General features: G+C 63.0%; 20 protein-coding genes and 1 pseudogene. 8 read left to right on the forward strand and 13 right to left on the reverse strand.

The genetic code is table 11. The features are described from left to right. From NKI58_RS10825 to NKI58_RS10845, 5 genes and pseudogenes are all read right to left on the reverse strand, one after another. Positions 1-673: pseudogene (locus tag NKI58_RS10825) on the reverse strand (phosphotransferase); the annotation flags it as partial. 92 nt (positions 674-765) lie between these two features. Continuing rightward, positions 766-1,215, reverse strand: coding sequence for a DNA polymerase III subunit chi (locus NKI58_RS10830; protein ID WP_352708523.1), 450 nt, complete (start codon positions 1,213-1,215; stop codon positions 766-768). A 38-nt stretch (positions 1,216-1,253) separates the two neighbouring features. Further along, a complete protein-coding gene (locus NKI58_RS10835) occupies positions 1,254-2,750 on the reverse strand; it encodes a leucyl aminopeptidase (protein WP_352621266.1) in 1,497 nt (498 codons plus the stop codon). Positions 2,751-2,799: 49 nt separating this feature from the next. Then, positions 2,800-3,183 (reverse strand): VOC family protein, encoded by a 384-nt coding sequence (locus NKI58_RS10840; protein WP_352471101.1) that lies wholly within the window; start codon positions 3,181-3,183, stop codon positions 2,800-2,802. A gap of 73 nt (positions 3,184-3,256) precedes the next feature. Further along, a complete protein-coding gene (locus NKI58_RS10845) occupies positions 3,257-4,423 on the reverse strand; it encodes a flavin-containing monooxygenase (protein ID WP_352454410.1) in 1,167 nt (388 codons plus the stop codon). A gap of 354 nt (positions 4,424-4,777) precedes the next feature. Here NKI58_RS10845 and lptF point away from each other — a divergent pair, with 354 nt between their 5' ends. From lptF to NKI58_RS10880, 7 genes are all read left to right on the forward strand, one after another. After that, complete coding sequence (gene lptF, locus NKI58_RS10850) at positions 4,778-5,980, forward strand: LPS export ABC transporter permease LptF (RefSeq protein WP_352785945.1); 1,203 nt, start codon at positions 4,778-4,780, stop codon at positions 5,978-5,980. Further along, the gene (lptG, locus tag NKI58_RS10855) at positions 5,977-7,062 is read left to right on the forward strand and encodes an LPS export ABC transporter permease LptG (RefSeq protein ID WP_023677695.1); all 1,086 of its coding nucleotides are present in this window, start codon (positions 5,977-5,979) and stop codon (positions 7,060-7,062) included. Before lptF ends, lptG begins: the two co-directional genes overlap by 4 nt. After that, entirely contained in the window at positions 7,062-9,479 is a 2,418-nt protein-coding gene (locus NKI58_RS10860) for an LPS-assembly protein LptD (protein WP_352785942.1), read from the forward strand. The genes lptG and NKI58_RS10860 overlap by 1 nt, the downstream gene beginning before the upstream one ends. 116 nt (positions 9,480-9,595) lie before the next feature. Beyond that, positions 9,596-10,522: a peptidylprolyl isomerase gene (locus tag NKI58_RS10865; protein ID WP_352454407.1), complete on the forward strand. Its 927-nt coding sequence runs from the start codon at positions 9,596-9,598 to the stop codon at positions 10,520-10,522. 12 nt (positions 10,523-10,534) lie between these two features. Then, on the forward strand, positions 10,535-11,554 hold the full coding sequence (pdxA, locus tag NKI58_RS10870; RefSeq protein ID WP_352454406.1) for a 4-hydroxythreonine-4-phosphate dehydrogenase PdxA: 1,020 nt from the start codon (positions 10,535-10,537) through the stop codon (positions 11,552-11,554). Between the two features lie 67 nt (positions 11,555-11,621). After that, positions 11,622-12,461 (forward strand): 16S rRNA (adenine(1518)-N(6)/adenine(1519)-N(6))-dimethyltransferase RsmA, encoded by an 840-nt coding sequence (gene rsmA / locus NKI58_RS10875; protein WP_023677699.1) that lies wholly within the window; start codon positions 11,622-11,624, stop codon positions 12,459-12,461. A 75-nt stretch (positions 12,462-12,536) separates the two neighbouring features. Beyond that, on the forward strand, positions 12,537-12,830 hold the full coding sequence (locus NKI58_RS10880; RefSeq protein WP_352569682.1) for a DUF1330 domain-containing protein: 294 nt from the start codon (positions 12,537-12,539) through the stop codon (positions 12,828-12,830). Here the strand turns inward: NKI58_RS10880 and gmk are convergent, their stop codons facing one another. The 7 genes from gmk to fabD form a co-directional block, all read right to left on the reverse strand. Beyond that, positions 12,831-13,487, reverse strand: coding sequence for a guanylate kinase (gene gmk, locus NKI58_RS10885; RefSeq protein WP_023677701.1), 657 nt, complete (start codon positions 13,485-13,487; stop codon positions 12,831-12,833). A 33-nt stretch (positions 13,488-13,520) separates the two neighbouring features. After that, a complete protein-coding gene (locus NKI58_RS10890; protein WP_352569681.1) occupies positions 13,521-14,411 on the reverse strand; it encodes a YicC/YloC family endoribonuclease in 891 nt (296 codons plus the stop codon). A gap of 138 nt (positions 14,412-14,549) precedes the next feature. Beyond that, on the reverse strand, positions 14,550-15,770 hold the full coding sequence (mltG, locus tag NKI58_RS10895; protein WP_352785936.1) for an endolytic transglycosylase MltG: 1,221 nt from the start codon (positions 15,768-15,770) through the stop codon (positions 14,550-14,552). A gap of 93 nt (positions 15,771-15,863) precedes the next feature. After that, entirely contained in the window at positions 15,864-17,126 is a 1,263-nt protein-coding gene (gene fabF, locus NKI58_RS10900) for a beta-ketoacyl-ACP synthase II (RefSeq protein ID WP_352785933.1), read from the reverse strand. Positions 17,127-17,160: 34 nt separating this feature from the next. Further along, on the reverse strand, positions 17,161-17,397 hold the full coding sequence (locus NKI58_RS10905) for an acyl carrier protein (protein WP_006203723.1): 237 nt from the start codon (positions 17,395-17,397) through the stop codon (positions 17,161-17,163). Positions 17,398-17,584: 187 nt separating this feature from the next. Then, the gene (fabG, locus tag NKI58_RS10910; protein ID WP_352785930.1) at positions 17,585-18,322 is read right to left on the reverse strand and encodes a 3-oxoacyl-[acyl-carrier-protein] reductase; all 738 of its coding nucleotides are present in this window, start codon (positions 18,320-18,322) and stop codon (positions 17,585-17,587) included. 60 nt (positions 18,323-18,382) lie between these two features. Then, positions 18,383-19,348 carry an ACP S-malonyltransferase gene (fabD, locus tag NKI58_RS10915; protein WP_352785927.1) on the reverse strand — a complete coding sequence of 322 codons (966 nt, stop codon included), beginning with the start codon at positions 19,346-19,348 and terminating at the stop codon, positions 18,383-18,385. 247 nt (positions 19,349-19,595) lie between these two features. Here fabD and NKI58_RS10920 point away from each other — a divergent pair, with 247 nt between their 5' ends. Then, complete coding sequence (locus NKI58_RS10920; protein WP_352785924.1) at positions 19,596-21,521, forward strand: LTA synthase family protein; 1,926 nt, start codon at positions 19,596-19,598, stop codon at positions 21,519-21,521. Between the two features lie 20 nt (positions 21,522-21,541). On the opposite strand, the gene NKI58_RS10925 is transcribed toward NKI58_RS10920, so the two are convergent. Continuing rightward, positions 21,542-23,086: a TadE/TadG family type IV pilus assembly protein gene (locus NKI58_RS10925; protein WP_352785921.1), complete on the reverse strand. Its 1,545-nt coding sequence runs from the start codon at positions 23,084-23,086 to the stop codon at positions 21,542-21,544. Between the last annotated feature and the right edge of the window lie 153 nt (positions 23,087-23,239).

The raw sequence follows: 23,239 nt of genomic DNA on the forward strand, positions 1-23,239 counted from the left end.
CCCCAACAACCCTAACACCCCCCCCCGGCAGTGTTGCCCATCTCGCCCCCGCACAGGCCCGGCGCCGCGCGCCCCTTGCCCCCACCCCGGGGCCCTTCGCCAGCGCGCCCAAGGGGCCGTCGCCCACACGGCCTCGGCGGCGGCCTTGTCGATGCGGCCGCCGAGCGCCGAGAGCGCGGCTCGGGTCTCGGCGTCGTAGACCGAAAGCCGGCCACCGCGGTGGAAATTATGCTGCCCTGCCGGTGGCCCATCGGCAGCGTCGATCCGGTAGAGCGCAACCAGAAAGCCGGCCAGCGAACGGGCGAACTCAGTAAGATCGGCAATCAGTCCACCAGCCGCCGGTCTGCCGCCAAGCCAGCGATAGACGGACCAAGGCCATGGATAGCCTTCCCCGGGCGCGCCTTTGGCCAGCGGCACGGGTATCGGCAGAGGCAGGTGAGGCGCCAGGCGGGGCAGCCAGCGATGCTCCTTCTCGACCCTGGGCGACATAGGCGGCAGCGCTCGGCATCCGCACCGACATGCTGTCGCCCAGCCGGAACGTGCGGTTGTCCCAGCCGCCAGGCTCGACCGTCTCTACAGGCAGGTCCGCCCATTTGGGGAACTGCGCGGCAATCAGCCGGCGAACAAGTGCGGCATCTATCGGCATGCCTGGCGTTCGTTCATCGGGCGGCATCGGGCTTGCTCCGGTCTTCTGAATAGCCGGCGGTCCATCTTTTTGTCGTCGCACTCTTGCGGCGCCAGGGATTCCACTTGGCTGCAAATTCTCTAAGCCTTGCGTTCCCAGCGCCGGTCGGGCGTTTGCTGCCAGTAGGTCACGGTGTGGCCGGCCTCCTTCATTGTCTTCCAATGCGTGCGTGCCGCCTCTAGCTGGGCTGCATCGTGGCCGTCGAACAGGAACACGGCGCGCTGGTAGCCGCCAAGCTCCGGCGGCACCGCCCCATCGACCAGGAAGCGTATCTGCGCCTGGTTCGGATTGTCAGGGCCGACGGTCAGAAGCACCGGCTGCTCGGCGGGATGGGCTTCGCGGTCCGTTGCGTGGGCCAGAAACGAATCGTCCCGGAAAGTCCACAGATGCTGGTCCAGCGCGTCGCGCCGTTCCTCGGTGCCGGTCTGCACCACGGCGCGCCAACCGCGATCGACACTGCGCTCCAGGAGGCCGGGCAGCGCATCCTCCAGCGTCGATTCGGTCAGGTGATAAAACAGAATCTCGGCCATGCGTTCAGTCTACATTGTCGGAGTCCCGCCCCAGCCGCTCATTGCTCGTAATGATCGCGCACCAGCCGGTCGAGCAGCCTGACGCCGAAGCCGGAAGCCCATGACTGGTTGATCTCGTTGGAAGGCGCGCCCATCGCGGTGCCGGCGATGTCGAGATGCGCCCAGGGCGTGTCCTTGACGAAGCGCTGCAGGAACTGCGCGGCAATGATGGCGCCGCCATGGCGGCCGCCGATGTTCTTCATGTCAGCATTCTTGGAATCGATCAGCTTGTCGTATTCGGCACCGAGCGGCATGCGCCACACCCGCTCCTGCGTCGCCTGTCCGGCCGCCGTCAACCGGTCCGCCAACTCGTCATTGTTGGAGAACAGGCCGGCATAATGCTGGCCGAGCGCGACCATGATGGCGCCGGTCAGCGTCGCCAGATTGATCATGAATTTCGGCTGGAAGCGGTCGTTGCAGTACCAGAGCGCATCGGCCAGCACCAGGCGGCCCTCGGCGTCGGTATTGAGCACTTCGATAGTCTGGCCCGACATCGAGGTGACAATGTCGCCCGGTCGCTGAGCGTGGCCGTCGACGGCGTTTTCAACCAGCCCGACAATGCCGACGACATTGACCTTCGCCTTGCGCGCGGCCAGGGCGTGCATCAGCCCGGTGACGGCAGCAGCGCCGCCCATGTCGCCCTTCATGTCCTCCATGCCCGACGCCGGCTTGATCGAATTGCCGCCGGTGTCGAAGGTGACGCCCTTGCCGACGAAGGCGACCGGGCTTTCCTTGGCCTTGCCGCCGTCCCACCGCATGACCGCGATGCGGGCGCCACGCGGCGAACCCTGCGCTACGCCCAGCAGCGAACCCATGCCGAGCTTCTTCATCTCCTTCTCGGCCAGGATCTCGACCGTGACGCCGAGCGCCTCCAGTTCGGCGATGCGGGCGGCGAATTCCACCGGTCCCAAAACATTGGCCGGTTCATTGACCAAATCGCGCGCCAGCAAGACGCCGTCGATCACCGCCGCTTCATCGGCGAAGGCCTTCTTTGCAGCTGCCGGATCGGCGGTGTGAATAGTCACCTTGACCGGCTTTTTTGGCTCGCGCTTGTCGTCACCATTGTTCTTTTTGGTCTTGTACTTGTCGAAGGAATAGCTGCGCAGCAGGATGCCCGCTGCAAGCTGAACGGCTTGCCTGCCGCTGACGGCCGCACCGGGAAGATCGAGCACGACGGCCACTTCGGTTGCCTTGCGAAAGGACGCGGCAATCGTGCCGCCGAGCTTCAGCCAGGCGTAATCATCGAGATTGGAGCCCTTGCCGGCACCGACCGCCACCAGCCGCTCGAGCGATGTCCCTTCCGGTGCCAGCACTTCGACCAGGCTGGCGAATTTGCCGGTGAAGTCGGCGACCGGAAAAGCCCGCTCGAGGGTCTTTGCCGGATCGCAAGCCCTGGCGGCATCGCTGAGGCCGCCCTCGTCGGCCACCAGAACGAAAACGCTGCCTTTTTTGGGCGCGGCGAATTTGGCAAAGGCGATCGAGGGTCTCGAATTCATCATGTCCTGCTTTCGGGGAAGTGAGTTGGATTATCGCGAGAAACGTTCGTCAGTGAGCGGCGGGTTGAAACAGCTCGATGACATTGCCCGATGGGTCTTCGAGCAGCGTCTGGGAACCGCCGACGCCCGTTATGATATCGTTGCGAAAGACAAGTCCAGCACTCTTGAGGCGCGCAACCTCTTCTTTCAGGTCCGGCACCACCAACAGGATGCGATTCCAACCTCCCGGCACCGGCTGCCGGCCATCCGGCATCGCCCGTGCACCCGAACTGCCGGGTCCGCTTAGAAGGAGCCGTAAAGCGCCGCGTGTGACGGAAGCAAAAGCCGGTCGCGCGTCCTGTTCAACAGCGAAGCCCAGATGTCCACAGTAGAAGTCGATCGAGGCGGCGACATCATCGACCATGTAGCGAATGCTGACTGGCGTCATGACCATTGGCCTTTCGGTTCGAGCACCTTTCAACAAGGCGTGTCTATTGCGGGCGGAACAGTCGGCATAGTCCGGCTCATCATCGCTGCTTGACAATCCGCGCCGCTATCGCCCTGGCCTGAATGCGGGCGTTGGCGAAACAACCGCGAATGCTCGGCCGCATGCCGGTAAACCACAGACCAGGCAATTTCGGATCGGCATCGCCGCCGTTGAAAAGCGGAACGCCCTTGCCGTCGAGAACGCCGAGCTTGCCGAACATCTGCTCCAGACCGGTGCGATAGCCGGTCGCCGCAATGACGATATCGGGCGTGATCAACCTGCCGTCATTCAATACGATGCCGTCTTGGGTAAATTCCCGCAATGGTGGCACCACCACGATCGTGCCTGCCTTTATGGCGCGAACCGCGCCGTCATCGGCTGCGATCGCGGTGTAGTCGGCGCTCAGACGGCTCGCACCGCCTGTGGGAGCCGGCGGAAGCCCAAATTTCGTCAGGTCGCCGAAAACCAGGCGCTGGGTTGTCGCCATCACCGCATCGGCCAGCCGCACCGGCAAGCTCGCCATCAACGGTGAAAGCCTGTGGACGGCGACCTTGCCGATGCGTTTCGGCAGCAGCGACGGGCCGTTGCGGGCCGACAGCCAGATGCTTTGGGCATCTGCATTCGCAAGATGGTTGAGTGCGTCGAACCCCGAATTGCCGGCTCCGACGACCAGCACCCTTTTGCCGACGTAGTCCTTCGCCTCGCCAAAATCGGCCGAATGGATAATCCGGCCTGCAAAATCCTTCATGCCTTTCCACGCAGGAATAAACGGCTGCCGGTCGCGCCCGGTGGCGACGACGACATGACGCGCCAGACGACGTCCGGCGTTCGTCCGCACGGTCCAGTGATCGCCGTCGAACGTGATCTCTTCAACGGCAACGCCGAATGCCACCGGCAGACCATGCGCCTGGCTGAAATCGTTCAGATGGCGAATGACGGCCGATTTGTGCGGAAAAGCCGGGGTGCCTGCGGGATAGCCGACGCCGGGCAGCGTCGAGAGATCGCGATGCGTATTGAGGTGCAGCCGCTGGTGCCGCCGATGCCAGGGTTCGGCAAGCCGGCTCTCCTTTTCCAGGACGAGCGTCGGTACGCCGGCCTTCATCAAGGCGTGGGCGGCGGCAAGGCCGGCCGCGCCGGCCCCGACCACGATCGCGCCGTCAAAGACCGCTTCCCGACCGGTTTGACCGCGCAATTTTTCCGCTTCCATGCTGGGGCTCAACAGATCCTGACCCGTCTTATCACGCCGCGGCGGTCGCGACCGGCGCGACATTTGGTCGTTTTGCCGCATTTGGCAAGACTTTGGCCGAAATCGCTCCCATATGCGATATCGAACCATCCACGATTCGTCGCGGCACGGCCCCGCTTCCCGCCGCAACCTGTTGTTAACCAACAATGTTCGCTCTTTCTTATCCATTGCCGCCGACACTCCGGCCCAGCGGATTTTGCGATCCGGGACAGAACCCAGATCGAACCGCCAAACTGAGCCAGTTGTGCAGCCGGCGCCGGACGACTACCTTGTTCCAAGGCATGATGCCGTTCGAAATCGCCGAGAAAAGCCTTCATGAAGGTCGTTGAACGTTACATCATGCGCCGTGCTTTCGCGGTATTCGCGCTGGCGCTCGTCTGGACGCTGGCGATCGTCTGGACGACTCAGGTGCTCGCCCGCATCGACCTCGTCACCGATAGCGGTCAGTCGGCCCTCACCTTCTTCGAAGTCGCAGCGCTGATCATCCCGACAATCGTTCCGATCGTCGTGCCGTTCGCCCTGGTGGTCGCGGTCGCCCAGATCCTCAGCGTGATGAATTCGGATTCGGAGCTGGCCGTCATCAATGCCGCCGGCGCTTCACGCTGGACCATTGTCAGGCCGATCATGCTTCTGGCACTTGCAGCCAGCGTTTTTTCCTTCGCCGTCGACAATGGCGTCGATCCTTACGCACGCCAGAAGAACCGCGAGTTGATTGCGTCGTCGCGTGCCGATCTGTTGTCGTTGATCATCCAGGAAGGCACCTTCCGCAAGATCGACGACGGCCTGTTCCTGCAGGTTGGCGAACGGCTTCCCGACAACCGCCTCGGCGGCATCTTCGTCGCCGATTCGCGCGAAGAAGGCGTCAATCTCATCTACTACGCCAAGACCGGCAGCATCATCGAACGCGGCGACGAGAAGGTGCTGATGATGAATGACGGCGTCATCCATCGCAAAACCATGACCGGCGACCTCTCGGTGATCCGGTTCACCTCCTACGCCTTCGACTTGTCCGCTTTCATGTCGGCATCATCTGACATCCTGCTTTTGCCGAAGGACCGGACGACCCAGTATCTGCTCAATCCCAGTCCGAACGACAAGATGTACCAGCAAAAGCCGAACAGGTACCTGGCCGAGCTCAACCAGCGTTTTTCCGAGTGGTCCTATTCGCTCGTCTTCGCGCTGATCGCGCTCGCCGTTGCCGGAGATGCGCGCTCGCATCGCGAGGCGCGTGTGCACCCGCTGATCACGGCAATCGCGATCGCGCTGTTCGTGCGCTGGCTCGGGTTCTTTGCCGCCGGCAAGGCCGACAAGGTGCCGCAATATGCCTATATGGTCTACGGCGTCCCGATCGTGGCATCGGCGATCGCCATCTGGTTCATCGTGTCCAACCGGACCATGGAACTGCCGGTTGCCTGGGCCGATTGGATAACCAATCTTGCCGGCCGCTTCAGTGACGGCTGGAGCGCCATCAAGCTCCGTTTTGCCGGGCGTGGCGCATCCGGACAGGGAGCCCGCTGATGGGCTGGACTCTGGGTCGGTACTTCTTCTTTCGCTATGTGACGATCACCATCTGGTTCTTCATCGGCCTCTTGGCGCTGGTGTTCCTGATCGATTTCACCGAGCTTTCCGGCCGCACGACCGGCGTGCCGGGCTTCACCTACGCAACTGCGTTCGCCATTTCGGGGCTCAGGATGCCGATGATCATGCTGCAGACGGTGCCGTTCGTCGGCCTGTTCTCGGCGATGGCGACGTTGGTGTCGCTCAACCGCAAATATGAATTGGTCATTGCCCGTTCCGCCGGGGTTTCCGCATGGCAATTCCTGCTGCCGTGCTGCATCGGGGCGCTGCTGTTTGGAGCCTTGTCGGTCGGCGTCATCAATCCGGTAGCCGCGCACGCCTATTCCTGGTCCGAGGAGATCGAGACCCAGCTCCGTTCGGGCAAGTCGAACAGCGTCTCGGCCGATGCTGCGCCCTGGATCAGGCAGAAAACCAACGCCGGCGACACCATCATCGGCGCGCGCGCCATTCTCAATCAAGGCCTAGAGATGGCCGACGCGGTCTTCTTCAGCTTCAGCCCGCAAGGCGACATCATCGAGCGCAAGGATGCGGCGCGCGCCTTTTTGCGGGACGGCTACTGGGAATTGCAGGACGTCAAGGTGTTCCGGGACGGTACCATCCAGTCGTTACCCAGCGATCGGCTGCCGACCAATCTCAAGCCGGAATTCGTGCAAGAGCGGTTGGCGCGCCCTGAGACCATTCCCTTCTACGATCTGCCCGGCAAGATCGAAGTGGCCCGCTCCTTCGGCCTCAAGGCAAATGCCTTCGCCATGCAGTTCAATTCCCTGATTGCGCTGCCCTTCCTGCTTGTCGCGATGACGCTGATTGCGGCAACGGTATCAATGCGATTTGCGAGGATGGGGCAGTCGGCAACGATGATTCTGGGTGGCATCGTGGCCGGGTTTCTGCTTTATGTCGTTTCGGTGCTGGTCAAGGCATTCGGCGTAGCGGGATTCGTACCCACGGCCGTAGCGGCTTGGGTCCCGGTTGTCGTGGCTATGTTCTTCGGGGTGACATTCCTGCTATACAAGGAAGACGGCTAGTGAGGGAGGCGGTTTTGCGCAGCCATAGGCACGCCGGTTTGGCACGCCTCTCTGCGGCGAGCGCCTTGGCGTGCCTGCTTGCCAGCGCCGCCCCGGTTGCTCCGGCTTTTGCCCAGGACGTCAGTGAGCTGGCAAAGAAGGTTCCGAGCGGCACGCAGATGCTGCTGGCAGCCGATACGCTGGTCTACGACAACGACAAGCAGACCGTGACGGCCGTCGGCGGCGTCCAGATCGACTACGGCGGCAACCGTCTGGTCGCCCAGCGGGTCGAATACAACCGCAACACCAAACGCCTCGTCGCCAGCGGCAATGTCGAACTCGTCAATAGCGACGGCACCAAAATCTATTCGCAGCATGCCGACATCACTGACGATTTCGCCGACGGCTTCGTCAACGCGCTGCGGGTCGAGACCATAGACAAGGCGTATTTCGCCGCCGAAAGCGCGGAGCGCATGGGCGGCGTGCTGACGACGTTCCACAATGGCGTCTACACCGCCTGCGAGCCGTGCGAGGACAAGCCCGACAAAGCGCCGACCTGGCGTATCAAGGCCAGGAAGATCATCTGGAACGGCGAGAAGAAGACGGTTCGCTTCGAGAACTCGAATTTCGAGTTCTTCGGCTTTCCGCTGGCCTATCTGCCGGCTTTCGAGATCGCCGACCCAACGGTCAAGCGCAAGAGCGGCTTCCTGATCCCCGGCGTCGCCTACAAGAGCGATCTCGGCGTCGGTGTTAAAGTCCCCTATTATTTCGCGCTCTCGCCGACCTACGATCTCACTGTCACTGGCAGCGGCTATACCAAGCAAGGTTTCCTCGGTGAGGCCGAGTGGAGGCAGCGCTTCAACAACGGTCAGTACAGCCTGAAGATTGCGGGCATCCGGCAGGAGAATCCCGACGCCTTCATCGACGACAATGGCCACAACGTGAATTCGGGTACCGAAGGCGACCCGAACAGGTTCCGCGGCATGATGGGCACCCAGGGCCAGTTCGCCATCAACCCGCGCTGGGACTTCGGCTGGGACATCCTGCTGCAGAGCGACAAGAATTTCGCGCGCACCTACGACATCGATGGCTTCAACGATAGCGTGCACCGCTCCGAGGTGTACCTGACGGGGCTCAACGATCGCAATTACTTCGACGTGCGCGCCATGCACTTCGAGGTTCAGGAAGACACGCTCGCCAGCGATCCGACTGCACGCGCCGCCAAGCAGCCCTGGGTGCTGCCCTCGCTCGACTACGCCTATATCCCCGACATGCCGGTGGCCGGCGGGCAGCTGTCGTTCGACGTCAACGCGCGGGTCATTGACCGCGACAGGCTCGATACGGCTCTTGCAAATTCGGGCATCCCTTCGTCCGTCAACAACGTCCGCGGCATCGACGGTCAATCCGGCCGCCTTACCGCGGAAGCCGAATGGAAGCGCACCTTCACCACCGATGGCGGGCTGCTGCTGACACCGCTCCTGGCGCTGCGCGGCGACGCCGGCTACGTCAACGCCTCCTCGGCCTCGCTCGACGCCATCAACCAGATGGCGACCAATCTCGGCGTCGAGGACGATATGCGTTCATCGCTTGCCCGCTACATGGCGACCGCCGGCCTTGAGATGCGCTGGCCGGTGCTGTTTTCGATGACCAGTTCCAGCCATGTCTTCGAACCGATGGCGCAGGTATTCATGCGTCCGAACGAGCAATATGTCGGCGGGCTGGCGGTCCCCAACGAGGACGCCCAGAGCTTCGTCTTCGACGCCACGACGCTGTTCGAGCGCGACAAATTCTCGGGCTATGACCGCATGGAAGGCGGCACACGCGCCAATGTCGGGCTGCGCTATTCCGGCGCATATGACAATGGCTGGGGCACCAATGCGGTGTTCGGCCAATCCTACCAGCTCGGCGGCCAGAACTCGTTCGGCACGCCGGACCTGGTCAATGTCGGCGCCTATTCAGGTCTTGAAACTGCAACCTCCGACTATGTCGGCCTTGTCGGCTTCAACAGCCCCAGCGGGTTTTCCGGCTCGGTCAGCGGCCGTTTCGACGAGCAAAGCTTCGAGATCCGCCGCGCTGAGGTAAAGGCCGCCTTTTCAGGCCTGCCGGTATCGCTGAGCGCCAAATACGCCTTCATCCAGGCGCAGCCGCTCTATGGCTTCTCGACCGATCGCCATGAGGTTACGCTCGGCGCCTCGACACATCTTGCCGAGAATTGGCGCGTCTTTGGCACCGGCACATATGATCTGGAGCAGAGCGTTCTGGTCAAGGACGGGGTCGGCTTTGCCTATAGTGATTCGTGCTTTACCTATTTGATGACGTTTTCGGAAAGACGTGACCTGAACACCAAGGAAGTATCGCAGAACGTCGGCTTCAACCTGTCGTTCCGCACGCTCGGCGATTTCGGCTCGTCGCAACGCTCCATCGACACCATTCAATAACGGGCAGCGGTCGGCAACGGGGCGCCTGGCGGACGACATTGTTTCGCCGCATAGAGCAGGCACGAATTTTGACGGCCTGAACTGGATAGGTTGGGCCGAATCGGGATGGAATTGGGATGCTTTCGATGAGGAAATACCTCTTTTCGGCAGGGTTCGCGCTGCTGGTGGCGTTCTCGACCACCGCGGTGACGCGGCCAGTTTTCGCCACCGAGATCAAATACGTCGTCAACAATATACCGATAACCACCGGCGACATCCAGCATCGGGCCGCTTTCCTGCGCCTGCAGCACAGAAAGGGCGATGCCGGCCAGGAAATGATCGACCAGACGCTGCGCCTGGCCGAAGCCCGGCGGCTCGGCATCCGCATCAGCGACGCGCAGGTCGATGCCGCTTATCAGCGTTTCGCCACCAGCAACAAGATGCCGCTCAAGCAGCTTGACGGCGCGATGGCGCAATCCGGCGTCACCAAGGAGCATTTCAAGGACTTTATCCGGGCGCAGATGGCCTGGAACCAGGCGCTGACCGCGCGTTCCCGTTCCGGAGACGGTGGCGGCGCCGTGAGCGAGCAGGACCTCGTCAAGCGCATGCTCGAAAAAGGCGGCAGCAAACCGAGCGCCACAGAGTACATGTTGCAGCAGGTCATCTTCGTGGTGCCGGCGGCCGAGCGCAGCGCGACGCTGGCCAAGCGCAAACGCGAAGCCGATGCCATGCGCGCCCGCTTCAACGGCTGCAACACCACCCGCGAATTCGCCAAGGGCCTGATCGATGTCACCGTTCGCGATCTCGGCCGGGTGCTGGCGCCCCAATTGCCGGCGGACTGGGCCGAGCAGATAAAGGCTACAAAGGTCGGCGGCGCCACCACGACGCGCGAAACCGACCGCGGTGTCGAATTCATCGGCATCTGCTCGTCGCGCGAAGTGTCAGACGACAAAGCCGCGCAGATGGTGTTCCAGAGTGAAGGTTCGAACGACAAGAACGCCGACGAACTCTCGAAGAAATATGTCGAGGAGTTGCGGAAGAAAGCCCGCATAATCGAGCGCTGAAGTCGAAGCGCCGTGGCTGACGCAGAGCTTCCGCTGGCGTTGAGCGTCGGCGATCCGTCCGGCGTGGGGCCGGACATCGCCATCGCTGCTTGGCAGGCCCGCGATAGCGCTGGCGTTCCGTCTTTTTATCTCCTTGCCGATCCGGCACTGATTGCCGCGCGGGCGCACAGGCTCGGCACCGATATCGCGATTGCCGAGACGACGCCGGCGTTAGCGCCGGGGGTGTTTTCGCGCGCGCTGCCGGTGGTGGCGCTTGCTGCCCGTTTCGTCGACAGTCCCGGCCGCCCGGATCCAGCCAACGCCGCCGGCATCATCGAGGCGATCGACCGCGCCGTTGCCGACTGCCTGGCTGGCCGCGCTGCCGCGGTCGTCACCTGCCCCATCGCCAAGAAGCCGCTCTACGACGCCGGCTTTCGCTTTCCCGGCCACACCGAATATCTGGCGCATCTGGCATCGCTTCACACCGGCACCGAAGTGACGCCTGTGATGCTGCTTGCCGGACCGGACCTGCGCACCGTGCCGGTCACCATCCACATCGCGCTGGCCGAGGTGCCGAAAGAGCTGACGACGGACCTTATCGTCGCCACCGGCCGCATCACCGCCGCCGACCTTGCGAACCGCTTCGGAATTGCCAAGCCGCGGCTCGCCATTGCCGGCCTCAACCCGCATGCCGGCGAAGGCGGCACCATGGGCACCGAAGACGAGCGGATCGTGCGCCCGGCAGTCGACCGGCTGAGGCAGGAAGGGATCGACGCCTTCGGGCCATTGCCGGCCGACACGCTGTTTCATGCTCGCGCCCGCGCCGGCTACGACGTGGCGCTCTGTATGTATCACGACCAGGCGCTGATCCCGGCCAAGGCGCTGGCGTTTGACGAGGCGGTCAACGTCACGCTCGGCCTGCCCTTCGTCCGCACCTCGCCCGACCACGGCACCGCCTTCGACATCGCCGGCAAGGGCATCGCCCGTGCCGGCAGCCTGATTGCAGCGCTGAAACTCGCTCGTGTTCTTGCCGATACCGGGAAAAGGCCGTAGGCCCTGAGCCCAATCAGCCAAATTCGATGGCCTTAACCCGATGAGCCCGCCTGATGAGCCCAGCCCGATGAGCATAGACGGCCTGCCGCCACTGCGCGAGGTGATCGAGCGCCATGGGCTGCAGGCGAAAAAGGCGCTGGGCCAGAATTTTCTGCTCGACCTTAACCTGACAAGCAAGATTGCGCGAACCGCCGGCGACCTGAGCGACGTTACGGTTATCGAGGTCGGTCCCGGTCCGGGCGGGCTGACTCGTGCCCTGCTCCTCAACGGCGCCCGGCGGGTCGTCGCGATCGAGCGCGACGAGCGCTGCCTGGCGGCCTTGGCCGAGATCGCGAACCACTATCCGGGTCGGCTCGAGATCGTAGCCGGCGATGCGCTGAAAGCTGATTTTGCAGCGCTTGCAAAAGGAGTGCCGGGAAGCGGCGGGTCGGCGAAAATCGTTGCCAACCTGCCCTACAATATCGGCACCGAATTGCTGATCCGCTGGCTGACCGTTACCGAGTGGCCGCCGTTCTACACATCGATGACGCTGATGTTCCAGCGCGAGGTCGCCGAACGCATTGCAGCCAGCCCCGGCAGCGAGGCCTATGGTCGGCTCGGCGTGCTGGCCGGCTGGCGGACGGAGGCGAGGATTGCCTTCGACGTACCGCCGCAGGCGTTCACGCCGCCACCCAAGGTGACGTCCTCGGTGGTGCATCTTGTGCCGCGTGCCAACCCCTTGCCGGCAGAGGTGAAACGGCTCAGCCGCGTCACCGAAGCGGCATTCGGCCAGCGCCGGAAAATGCTGCGGCAGAGCGTGAAAAGCCTCGGCGGCGAGGCGCTGCTCACCCGCGCCGGCATCGATCCGACCAGGCGTGCGGAGACGCTCAGCGTCGAGGAATTCGTTCGCCTGACCAACGCGGTGTGATGCCGGGAAGCGTCCGCGTGGAATTTCCGCTCTCATGGCATAGATAGCCGGACAAACCCCGCCCGGAGACAAACAGTGACCGCCTATGTCATTTCCGACGTCACGATCCGTGACGCAGAGGCTATCGAAGCCTATCGCGCCCGCGCGGCTGCCTCCATCGCCCAGCATGGCGGGCGCTATCTGGTACGCGGCGGCGAGGTGGAAAGTTTGGAAGGCGACTGGTCTCCCGGGCCGCTGATCATCGTGGAATTCCCCGACATGGACACGGCGCGGCGTTGGTACCGCTCCGCCGAATATGCCGCGGCATTGGAACTGCGCGACGCCGCGCTCAGCCGCAATCTGATCCTGGTCGCGGGGACAGCGCCTTGATCAATCCGTCTTTTCGTCGAGCAGCCCCGAGACGAAATCGAACAGGCCCGGCCGGCGATCGCGTCTGAGCCGTTCGGCCGTGACGATGCCCCGCACCTCGGCGAAAGCGCGGTCGAGATCGTCGTTGACGATGACGAAATCATATTCCTTCCAGTGCTCGATCTCGTTGCGGGCGTTCTTGAGCCGCGTCTCGATCACCGCTTCCTGGTCCTCGGCGCGACGCTTCAGCCGCGCCTTCAATTCCTTCATCGATGGCGGCAGGATGAATATCGAGACGATGTCGGCGCGCATCTTCTCCTTGAGCTGCTGAGCGCCTTGCCAGTCGATGTCGAACAGCATGTCGCGGCCTTCGGCCAGCGCCTGTTCAGCCGGCTCGCGCGGCGTCGCGTAGCAATTGCCGTGCACCTCCGCCCATTCGAGCAGCGCATCGGAATCGCGCAGCCGCTCGAACTCGCGCATGGTACGGAAGTGGTAATGGACGCCCTCGATCTCGCTGCCGCGGCGTGGCCGCGTGGTGACCGAGACCGACAATTCCAGGCTGGAATCGCTCTCCAGCAGATTGCGCGCAATCGTCGACTTGCCGGCGCCTGACGGCGACGACAAGACCAGCATCAGCCCGCGGCGCCGAATGCGGGAACCCACATCCCTAGCGGTCATGGGGCTTGGCAGTCATGTGGCTTGGCATCGGGATCATTCCAGATTCTGGACCTGTTCGCGAAACTGGTCGACGACCGCCTTCAGTTCCAGCCCGATGGCGGTGACCGCGGCAGCATTCGACTTGGAACACAGCGTATTCGATTCGCGGTTGAATTCCTGTGCCAGGAAATCGAGCTTGCGGCCGATGGCCCCACCGCCGGCGAGCAGTGCCCGCCCCGACACCACGTGCGTCTTCAGCCGGTCGATTTCCTCGCGTATGTCGGCCTTGGTGGCCAGGAACGCCGCTTCCATATGCAGCCGGCTGGCGTCCAGGTTGGCAGACGCGTCCATCAACAGGCGGATCTGCTCGGCGAGCCTTTCGCGGATCGTGGCCGGTTCGCGTGATGGATCGGCCTCGGCCCGCAGCGTCAGCGCCTCGATGGCATCGATATGGCCGGACAGCAGGGAACGAAGTGCCGCACCTTCGCCCTGGCGCGCCTGCTGCAGCCCGTTCAGTGCTGCTTCCAGCGCCGACAGTATTGCGGTATCGAGCGCACTGCGCGCCTCTTCGGTTTCGATGGTTTCGGGAATGTCGAGGACGCCGCGCAGCGCAAGCAGCCCGTCGGCCGCCGCAGGGGCTACTCCGAACTGCTCCTGCAGCCGCTTGGCCAACTCCGCCAGATCCTTCAGGAAAGCCTCGTTGACCACGGGTTGCGCTTGAGCGCCGGCGGCGCGGCCAATGGTCAGCGTCATCTGGAAATTGCCGCGCGCAAAACGCTTTTGCACCGTCTGCCGGACGGCCGGCTCCAGCCGGTCGAAACCTTGCGGCAGCCGCAGCCTGACCTCGACGCTTTTGCCGTTGACGGACTTGGCTTCCCAGGCAATCGAAGTGCCGTCGTGTTCGGCGACACTGCGCGCAAAACCGGTCATGCTCTGCAAGTTCATGTAGCCGTGCGTCCCTTTGCCGAATGCCCCTCAAGCCGGAGCGATTTTCTCCGGACAGGATCATGTGAATTTCAATGCCATAGCAGCCCTTGCACATCCACCCGGACATGCACAGGGCCAACCTGATGGCGTCCGGCCCTACTGGGCGGCGGTGGGGCCCGCATCGTCAACGATGGCTCCCGCCGGCGTGTCGGCTCCGGTATTGGTTGCTCCGGCCTTGGCGGCGTCCTGCGCCTGCTTTTTCAGCAGTGCCCGGTAGCGAGCGACATTCTCGTTATGCTCATCGAGCGTCGAGGCAAAGACGTGCCCGCCGCTGCCGTCGGCGACGAAGTAGAGATCGCTGGTCTTCGACGGATTGGCGACTGCCTCCAGCGCCGCACGGCCGGGATTGGCGATCGGCGTCGGCGGCAAGCCGTTGATCAGATAGGTGTTGTAGGGCGTCGGCTTCTGGATGTCCGACTGATAGATCGGGCGGTCGGTGGGTTTGCCCTTGCCGCCGAACAGGCCGTAGATGATGGTCGGGTCCGACTGCAGCCGCATACCCTTGGCCAGCCGGTTGAGGAAGACGGCGGCTACGCGCGATCGTTCATCGCCCTTGCCGGTCTCCTTCTCGACGATAGAGGCCAGGGTGACAAAATCCTCAACGTTGGCGATCGGCAAATCCGGCGCTCGGCGCTGCCAGACCTCGTCGACCAGCTTCGTCTGGTCGGCCAGAAGCTTGTCGACCATCTGCTGGCGTGTTGCGCCGCGGGTGAAACGCAGCGTGTCGGTGGCGAGGCTGCCCTCAGGTGGAGTGGTCGACGGCATATCGCCGGTCAGCGCGTCCTGCTCGGCGATCCGTTGCAGCGCCTGCGCGACCGTCAGCCCCTCGGGGATAGTCAGCGAATACATCACCGACTTGCCGCTCTTCAGCAGTTCCATGATATCGTGCATCGACGCCTGCGGCTTGATCTCGTATTCGCCGGCCTTCAGGGCCGAATCATTGCCGAAGGCGCGCACGCCAAGGCGGAAAATGCGGGCGTCGCTGATCAGCCCTCGCCGCTCAAGCTGGTCAGCGATCTCCTGGACGCCGCTATTCGGCTTGACCAGGAAAGTGTCGCCATTGGCCGACGGGCCGGGCTCGTTGAACTCCTGCTTGCCGAAATACAGCGCAACGCCTGCCGCCAGCACCATCAGCATCACCGAAGAGATGACGAAGTTCATGAACACGACGAACTGGCTGCGCGAGGCACGCGAGCGCTTCGGCGGCGGCGTGCCGGCCTCGGGCCGCAACGCCTCGCTGGCCGTCTTCGGCACGATCGGGCCGGGCGTTGCTGCCCGTTGCCCGAATTCCCCGTTATCGGCCGGATTTGTGTTCATAGCGCCCTACCATTTGATCTTGCGACGAATCCCCTCGGGCAGAGTAGGGGCGAATATGGCAAAATTGACGGCAGACGGAAACCGGCAGAGCGGTCAGCCATTGTAGCGCTGGAAGACGAGCGAGGCGTTGGTGCCACCGAAGCCGAAGGAGTTGGACAGCGCCACGTCGATCTGCCGGGCCTGCGGCTTGTGCGGCACCAGGTCGATCGCCGTTTCGCGCTCCGGATTGTCAAGATTGATGGTCGGCGGCGCGATGTTGTCGCGAATGGCGAGGATCGAAAAGATCGCCTCGGCAGCACCAGCCGCGCCCAGCAGGTGGCCAATCGACGATTTGGTCGACGACATCGATATCTTCGAGGCGGCGTTGCCGACCAGCCGCTCGACGGCGCCGAGTTCGATCGTATCGGCCATGGTCGAGGTGCCGTGCGCGTTGATGTAGTCGACATCGGCCGGCGTCAGCTTCGCCCGGTTCAGCGCCGCGGTCATGCAACGGAAAGCGCCGTCGCCGTCTTCGGCAGGCGCGGTGATGTGATAGGCGTCACCGGTCAGACCGTAGCCGGTGACCTCGGCATAGATCTTGGCGCCGCGGGCCTTGGCGTGTTCGAGCTCCTCGAGCACGACAACACCGGCGCCCTCGCCCATGACGAAGCCGTCGCGATCGCGATCATAGGGGCGTGAGGCCGTTTGTGGCGCGTCGTTGCGCTCGGTGGAGAGCGCGCGGCAAGCCGCGAACCCGGCGACCGACAGTCTCGTCACCGGCGCTTCGGCGCCGCCTGCGACCATAACGTCGGCATCGCCCCAGATGATCAGCCGGGCGGCGTCGCCGATGGCGTGCGCACCGGTCGAGCAAGCGGTGACGACGGCATGGTTTGGTCCTTTCAGCCCATGCCGGATCGAAACCTGGCCGGAGACGAGGTTGATGATCTGGCCGGGGATGAAGAACGGGCTGATGCGGCGCGGACCGCGTTCCTTGAGGATCATCGCATTCTCGGCGATGCCTTCGATGCCGCCGATGCCCGAACCGATCAGCACGCCGGTGGCGCACTGTTCCTCGTGCGTCTTCGGCTGCCAGCCGGAATCCTTGAGTGCCTCGTCGGCGGCCGCGATCCCGTACAGGATGAAGTCGCCGATCTTGCGCAGTTCCTTCGGCTCGAGAACGGCTTCAGGATTGAAAGTGGCATTGGAGCCGTCACCGCGCGGAATGACGTGGGCGACCTTGCAGGCAAGGTCTTCCACCTCGAATTCGGTGATGCGCTTGGCTGCGCTGCGGCCGGTCAGAAGCTCCTTCCAGCTGTGCTCGTAGCCCATGCCGAACGGCGAAAGCAGCCCAAGGCCCGTGACGACGACACGCCTCATCGCAGGTCCTCCCCGGTGATGACTGCAAATAGCGTCAGGCGGAGGCCTTGTCGATGTATTTCACCGCATCGCCAACAGTCAGGATGGTCTCGGCGGCGTCGTCCGGGATTTCGACACCGAACTCTTCTTCGAACGCCATGACAAGTTCGACCGTGTCGAGGCTGTCCGCGCCCAGATCATCGATGAAGCTCGCCTGCTCCGTCACCTTGTCGGCATCGACGCCAAGGTGCTCGATGACGATCTTCTTGACGCGCTCTGCGGTGTCACTCATTTGGCCATCCTCGTCTTTTGGTTGTCTGTCTTCGTTAGCGGCCAGAATGCCGCTAATCAAGCTGAAAGATGGTCCTGCCGGAAACGCAGCGGAACAGGACCGGTTTTTGCCCGAACCGCCGGGTTGCGGGCGGCATTACACGAAAAATCCCGTGCATCCAAGACGGAATGAAGCGTTTTCCCAAGTGTTAGATCATAGCCATGCCGCCATTGACATGAATGGTCTGGCCGGTGACGTAGGCTGCCTCGTTGGAAGCTAGGTAGGCGACGGCAGAGGCGACTTCGGCGCCCGTGCCCATGCGCCGGGTCGGGATCGCCGCCATGATCGCCTCTTTCTGCTTGTCGTTGAGCTTGGCGGTCATCGCCGATTCGATGAAGCCCGGGGCGACGCAGTTGACGGTGATATTGCGGGTGGCGATCTCCTGCGCCAGCGATTTGGAAAAGCCGATCATACCGGCTTTGGAGGCGCAGTAGTTGGTCTGGCCGGGATTGCCGGTGACGCCAACCACTGAAGTGATGTTGATGATGCGGCCATGGCGGCGCCGCATCATCGGATGGGTAAGCTCACGGGTCAGCCGGAACGCGGCGGTCAGGTTGACCTCGAGCACGCTATCCCAGTCGGCGTCAGCCATGCGTACGAACAACCCGTCCTTGGTGACGCCGGCATTGTTGACGAGGATGTCGACGCCTTCGAGGTCGGCCTCCGCCTTCTGGCCGAGCGCCTTGACGTCGTCGCGGTTGGAAAGATTGGCCGGGAAAAGCTTGACCCGGTCGCCCAGTTCAGCGGCCAGCGCCTCCAGTTTCTCGATACGTGTGCCATGCAGGCCGACGATGGCGCCCTGGCCGTGCAGCACGCGGGCGATCGCCTCGCCGATACCTCCCGATGCGCCGGTGACGAGCGCCTTGCGGCCGGTCAATTCGAACATTCTTGCCTCCTGATCTGAGCGAACACCCTTCGCATGGAGCGGGGTCAAATCGCCAGTTGATTATGCAAGCGCCGCCAGCGCCGCCTCGACATCCGCCGCGGATCCGATGGCAGTGGTGGCAATATCGCGGTTGATGCGGCGGGCCAGCCCCGACAGCACCTTGCCGGCGCCCACTTCGTAAAGCGTCACAACGCCGTTGCTGCCGAACCACTCCACCGTTTCGCGCCAGCGCACGCGCCCGATCACCTGTTCGACGAGTCGGCGGGCGATCTCGTCGGGATCGCTCGTCGGGGTCACCGTAACATTGGAGACCAGCGGCACGACCGGCGCACTCTTCGTCACGGCGGCCAGCGCCTCCCGCATGATCTCGGCCGCAGGCTTCATCAATGCCGAATGGAAGGGCGCCGAGACCTGCAGCATCAGCGCCCGCTTGGCGCCCTTCTCCGTGCATAGCCTCGCCGCCAGTTCGACCGCTGGCCTGGCGCCGGAGATCACCAGCTGGCCGCCGCCATTGTCATTGGCGATCTGGCAAACCAAGGCTTGTGCGGGATCTTTGGCGGCGCCCTGGGCGGCCTCTGCGCAAGCGGCTTCGACGTCGGCCTGTTCCAGCCCGATGATCGCCGCCATGGCGCCCTCGCCGGCCGGCACAGCCGCCTGCATGGCATTGCCGCGGATGCGCAACAGCCGGGCGGCGTCGGCGACCGAAACGAAACCTGCGGCCGCAAGTGCCGAATATTCGCCGAGCGAGTGGCCGGCGACATAGGTGACCTTGCCGTTCAGGGAGAAGCCGCGCGCCTCCAGCGCCCGGATTGCGGCAAGCGACACCGCCATCAGCGCCGGCTGGGCGTTGGCGGTCAGCGTCAGCGTCTCTTCCGGGCCTTCCCAGATCAGCTTCGATAGGTTTTCGCCGAGCGCGTCGTCAACTTCCTCGAAGATCCGCCGCGATTCCACAAAGGTATCGGCGAGGTCCTTGCCCATGCCGACAGCCTGGCTGCCCTGCCCCGGAAAGGTGAATGCGATGGCCATCGGCGGCTCCCAGCTGCTGGTTCTCGTTGCCTGTGACGCAAGGCGTGCGGCCAAGTCAAGTCCAACCTTGATCGCGTAATATCGGCCGAGTGCCTGTTTCGGCAGGCTTTTTGGCGATCACTCATGATGAAAACCGCTCACGATTTGTTTGCTGGCTCTTCTTATTTCCGCCGCAGGCGCTAAGCTTTGCGTGACAGTTCGATGACAATCGAGTGACGCTTTTGTTGCGGGCCGGGGAACTATTGAAGTGGCAAAGACCAAGCAGAGCGCAGCCGAGGCGGCGCCCCAGTTTCTTGAAGGCGATCCGTCGACCGGCTATCTGCCGGCGCGCAAATGGCCTGTCATCCGCTATGGCCTTATCAGCTTGCTGGCTGCGGCCATCCTTGTGTTTGCCATCGAACTGATCGTGCGCGGCAACTTTGCCGGCACCATTGATTTCTTTCTGCAGCCTTTCAAACCCGGCTGGACCACGATCATCATTTTTGCGCTGATCCTCATCGGCCTCGACGCCGTGCTCGGCCGCAGTCACCAGAGCCTGATGATCGTCGCGCCGCTGACATTGTCGCTGGCGTTCGTCGGCCACCAGAAGTCGCTGTATCTCGGCGATCCGCTCTATCCGACCGATTTCCTCTATTCCCGGCAGATCGTGGCACTGATGCCGCTTCTGGTACGCGATCGCCCGGGAACCGCCATTGCCCTGGCGATCGGCATCGTCGGCGGGCTGTCGCTGCTCGTCTATGGCTGGCGGCTATGGCGCCGCCGCGTTCCGGCACTCAGCCACAAGGGCCGCCTTGCCCGGCTGACGCTGACGGTGCCGCTGATCGCCTTCTTCGTCTCCATCATGGACTATGCCACTTTCTCGTGGACACGCGACCGGCTGCAGATCATCCCGATCATGTGGGACCAGAAGGAAAACTATGCCTCGAACGGTTTTGCGCTCGCCTTCGCGCTGAACGTCCCGATGGCGCATGTCTCGGCGCCGCCCGGCTATTCCGGCAAGGCGATCGAAGCGATCGGCAAACCGCAGGTGACGGCTTCGGTACCCGCCGAGAAGCCCGACATCATCGTCGTCATGAGCGAATCCTTCTGGGATCCGACCAAGCTACCCGGCGTCACCATCACGCCCGACCCTATCCCCAATGTGCGGGCACTGCGCACGGGTTACATGTTCTCGCCCGAGTTCGGCGGCATGACGGCCAACATCGAGTTCGAGGCCCTGACCGGCTTTTCCAACGCCTTCCTGCCGGCGGGCAGCATTCCCTACCAGCAATATGTGCGGACACCGACTCCCTCGCTGGCGACCTTCCTGAAAAGTCAAGGCTACCGGGCGCGCGCTATCCATCCCGGCACTAACTGGTTCTGGAACCGGGGGGCCGTCTATGCCGATTTCGGCTTCAACGACTTCAAGTCCGAGGAGACGTTGCCGCCCATGCAGAAGCGCGGACCGCTCGCGTCGGACGCTGCGATGACCGACGAGATCATCCACGAAGCCGATACCAGCGCCGAGCCGGTCTTCTTTTTCGCCGTCAGCCTGCAGAACCACGGGCCGTATGAGCCGTATCGCTATAACAATCCGACCCACAAGGTGCAGGCGCCGATCAGCCAATGGGCGCGTGAATCGCTGTTGAGCTATGCCGAAGGCTCTTCTGACGCGGACCGCGGCCTCGAGCGGCTGATCGAATGGGCGAAGAACCGCGAGCGGCCGACCGTCATCGCGTTCTTCGGCGACCATCTGCCGCCGCTTGGGCCGGTCTACGTCGAGACCGGCTTCCTGAAGGACAATGTTGCGCCGCGCAAGGAGGCGGCCGACCAGATGCTGCTGCACCACCAGACGCCGCTGATCGTCTGGTCGAATCGCAGCGGCCCGGCCGAGGATCTGGGCGCCGTCAGCCCGTCCTTCCTGCCCTACCATATCCTGAAGACAGCCGGGATCAGCCATCCCTATTACACCGGCTTCCTCGGACAGTTGCGAGAGCGCTACCGCGTTATCGACCGCAATTTGCTTTTGGCACCGGGTGGCGACGCCACCCCCGATTGGTCGCGTCAGAAAGAGATCGATCCGGCAATCCGCGACTTCCGTCTGCTGCAATACGACATGATGTTCGGCAAGCGCCATGCGGCGCCCGATTTCTTCCCCGAAACCACAGGCAAAGTGGCTGCACACACGAGTTGAGCAGCGGCGGCCGACGTCGTTCAGTTCGTCAAGTGCAGCTGCGAAATCGAGCTTCCGATTTTCAGGAAGACGCTTTCGAGCTGACTGACGTCGTTGGTCGGGTAATAATCCGACGGCGACGATGCGCAGGCCTCGTAGAGCTTGCGGTTGGCTGCGGTGTCGGCCTGCAGCAGCACTGTGAATATCTGCACGTCCTGCTTCTTCAATGTGTTGCATACATTGGTTGTCCAATCGTCGACATTGCGCGCAGCCGCGGTCTGGTCGCTGGATCCAAACCGACCCGAGGCCAGGAATCCGTAGGAGCCATAGTCCGACTTCTGTGGCGTATCCTTCGCGCCATAGACAACATTCTCGCCGTCGGTGAGCAGCAGCACCGTTTTGGTCGTGCCTGACGCCCTGAACGGCGCGCCGTCGCTGTAAGGCGGTTCCGGCGAGAGCACCCGCATCCCCCATGACAAGCCTTCCGAAACATTGGTCCCCGAGCCGTTCCATTCGATCATCTCACCGACGGCCTTCCGCAATTTGTCGAAATCATCGGTCAGCGGCACTATCGGCGTCGGACAGGCCCGGTTTGGGCCGATAGTCAGTGGGCCTCTCTTGTCGTTGATCAGCTTCATCGTCGAAACACTGTACTTCGCCATGTCGCTGGTGAGGCCGGGAAGCACGGTGACAACGGTATCGTCGAGATAGGAATTGTTGTAGCCGGTCGCTGAATTGCCGTAGGAGCTGGTTGGATTTTTAGCGTTACCTGGATCGTCCGGCGCGAAATAGGGTACGAACAGGGTGTCCGGTTTGTTTTGGTCGGGCGAAATGTCGGAAACATTGTTGGTTCCGGGCCGCGCTTCGACGCAGCCTCTCCATTCGACGCCCAATTGCTTGAACAGGTCCATATGGTTGACGCGCTTGCCGCCGACCAAGGGGAAATTGGCGCCATTGTTCGGCGATTTGCCGGCCATGTCGATCCAGGCCGGATCGTAGTCCTCGCCCTTGACGTTGACCGCGGTGACGAACGGCACCACCGCGACACGTACGCTGCGCGTCGGCGACTTCGCCGCTTCGAGCATATCGATCAGGGCCGTCGCCGCCGTCCGCAATGCGCCGATGCGATCGTTGCTGGCCATCGACCCGGTATTGTCGAGCGCCAGCACGACTTCGAGCTGATTGGTCGATTCGACGGCGCCGGCATCGACGGTGATGCGCTTGTCGTTGCCGAACAGGAAGGCGAAGTTCAAATTGACGTCCGCCATGGCGACAGCCTTTGTCTGGATGTAATTGAGGCCCCTTTCCACGGTAAGCGTCGCTTCGGCGTTCCTCAACTCGCTGTGGCCGGCGACATTGGTCTGGAAGTAGCGGTCGAAGACGTCCTTGCGCGAAGCCTCGATGTCGCCGAGATGCGAAGATGCAAGGTTCGCGGCATCGAGCGCGTTCTGCAAGCTGACCTTGGCCCTCATCAAGGTGGACACGTCCACGGCAAAGGCGACGGCGGTCAGAACCGCAGGCAGCCCGAACGCCAGCATCAGGGCAAAGTTGCCGCTCTTCGAACGGCAGAATTTCTCGAAAAGCATTTTTGTCCCCAAAACCGCCTTGCTGCCGACCTCGCGCAGACTGTTTGCTTTTGCATCCGCATGATGAACGACGGGTTGCCGCCACGCCCGCCGGTGCTGGAACTTCGCATGGTGGTTAAGGTCCGGTTTCAGGAAATCCGTAAGCCTTGCCGT

It is taken from the genome of Mesorhizobium sp. M0522 (genome assembly GCF_040321085.1).
Lineage (GTDB): Bacteria > Pseudomonadota > Alphaproteobacteria > Rhizobiales > Rhizobiaceae > Mesorhizobium.

Coding starts and splice junctions, on each gene's coding strand:
- NKI58_RS10830 (WP_352708523.1), bottom strand. CDS start 1,215: ATGGCCGAGATTCTGTTTTATCACCTGACCGAATCGACGCTGGAGGAT.
- NKI58_RS10835 (WP_352621266.1), bottom strand. CDS start 2,750: ATGAATTCGAGACCCTCGATCGCCTTTGCCAAATTCGCCGCGCCCAAA.
- NKI58_RS10840 (WP_352471101.1), bottom strand. CDS start 3,183: ATGGTCATGACGCCAGTCAGCATTCGCTACATGGTCGATGATGTCGCC.
- NKI58_RS10845 (WP_352454410.1), bottom strand. CDS start 4,423: ATGGAAGCGGAAAAATTGCGCGGTCAAACCGGTCGGGAAGCGGTCTTT.
- lptF (WP_352785945.1), top strand. CDS start 4,778: ATGAAGGTCGTTGAACGTTACATCATGCGCCGTGCTTTCGCGGTATTC.
- NKI58_RS10865 (WP_352454407.1), top strand. CDS start 9,596: ATGCTTTCGATGAGGAAATACCTCTTTTCGGCAGGGTTCGCGCTGCTG.
- rsmA (WP_023677699.1), top strand. CDS start 11,622: ATGAGCATAGACGGCCTGCCGCCACTGCGCGAGGTGATCGAGCGCCAT.
- gmk (WP_023677701.1), bottom strand. CDS start 13,487: ATGACCGCTAGGGATGTGGGTTCCCGCATTCGGCGCCGCGGGCTGATG.
- NKI58_RS10890 (WP_352569681.1), bottom strand. CDS start 14,411: ATGAACTTGCAGAGCATGACCGGTTTTGCGCGCAGTGTCGCCGAACAC.
- mltG (WP_352785936.1), bottom strand. CDS start 15,770: ATGAACACAAATCCGGCCGATAACGGGGAATTCGGGCAACGGGCAGCA.
- fabF (WP_352785933.1), bottom strand. CDS start 17,126: ATGAGGCGTGTCGTCGTCACGGGCCTTGGGCTGCTTTCGCCGTTCGGC.
- NKI58_RS10905 (WP_006203723.1), bottom strand. CDS start 17,397: ATGAGTGACACCGCAGAGCGCGTCAAGAAGATCGTCATCGAGCACCTT.
- fabG (WP_352785930.1), bottom strand. CDS start 18,322: ATGTTCGAATTGACCGGCCGCAAGGCGCTCGTCACCGGCGCATCGGGA.
- fabD (WP_352785927.1), bottom strand. CDS start 19,348: ATGGCCATCGCATTCACCTTTCCGGGGCAGGGCAGCCAGGCTGTCGGC.
- NKI58_RS10925 (WP_352785921.1), bottom strand. CDS start 23,086: ATGCTTTTCGAGAAATTCTGCCGTTCGAAGAGCGGCAACTTTGCCCTG.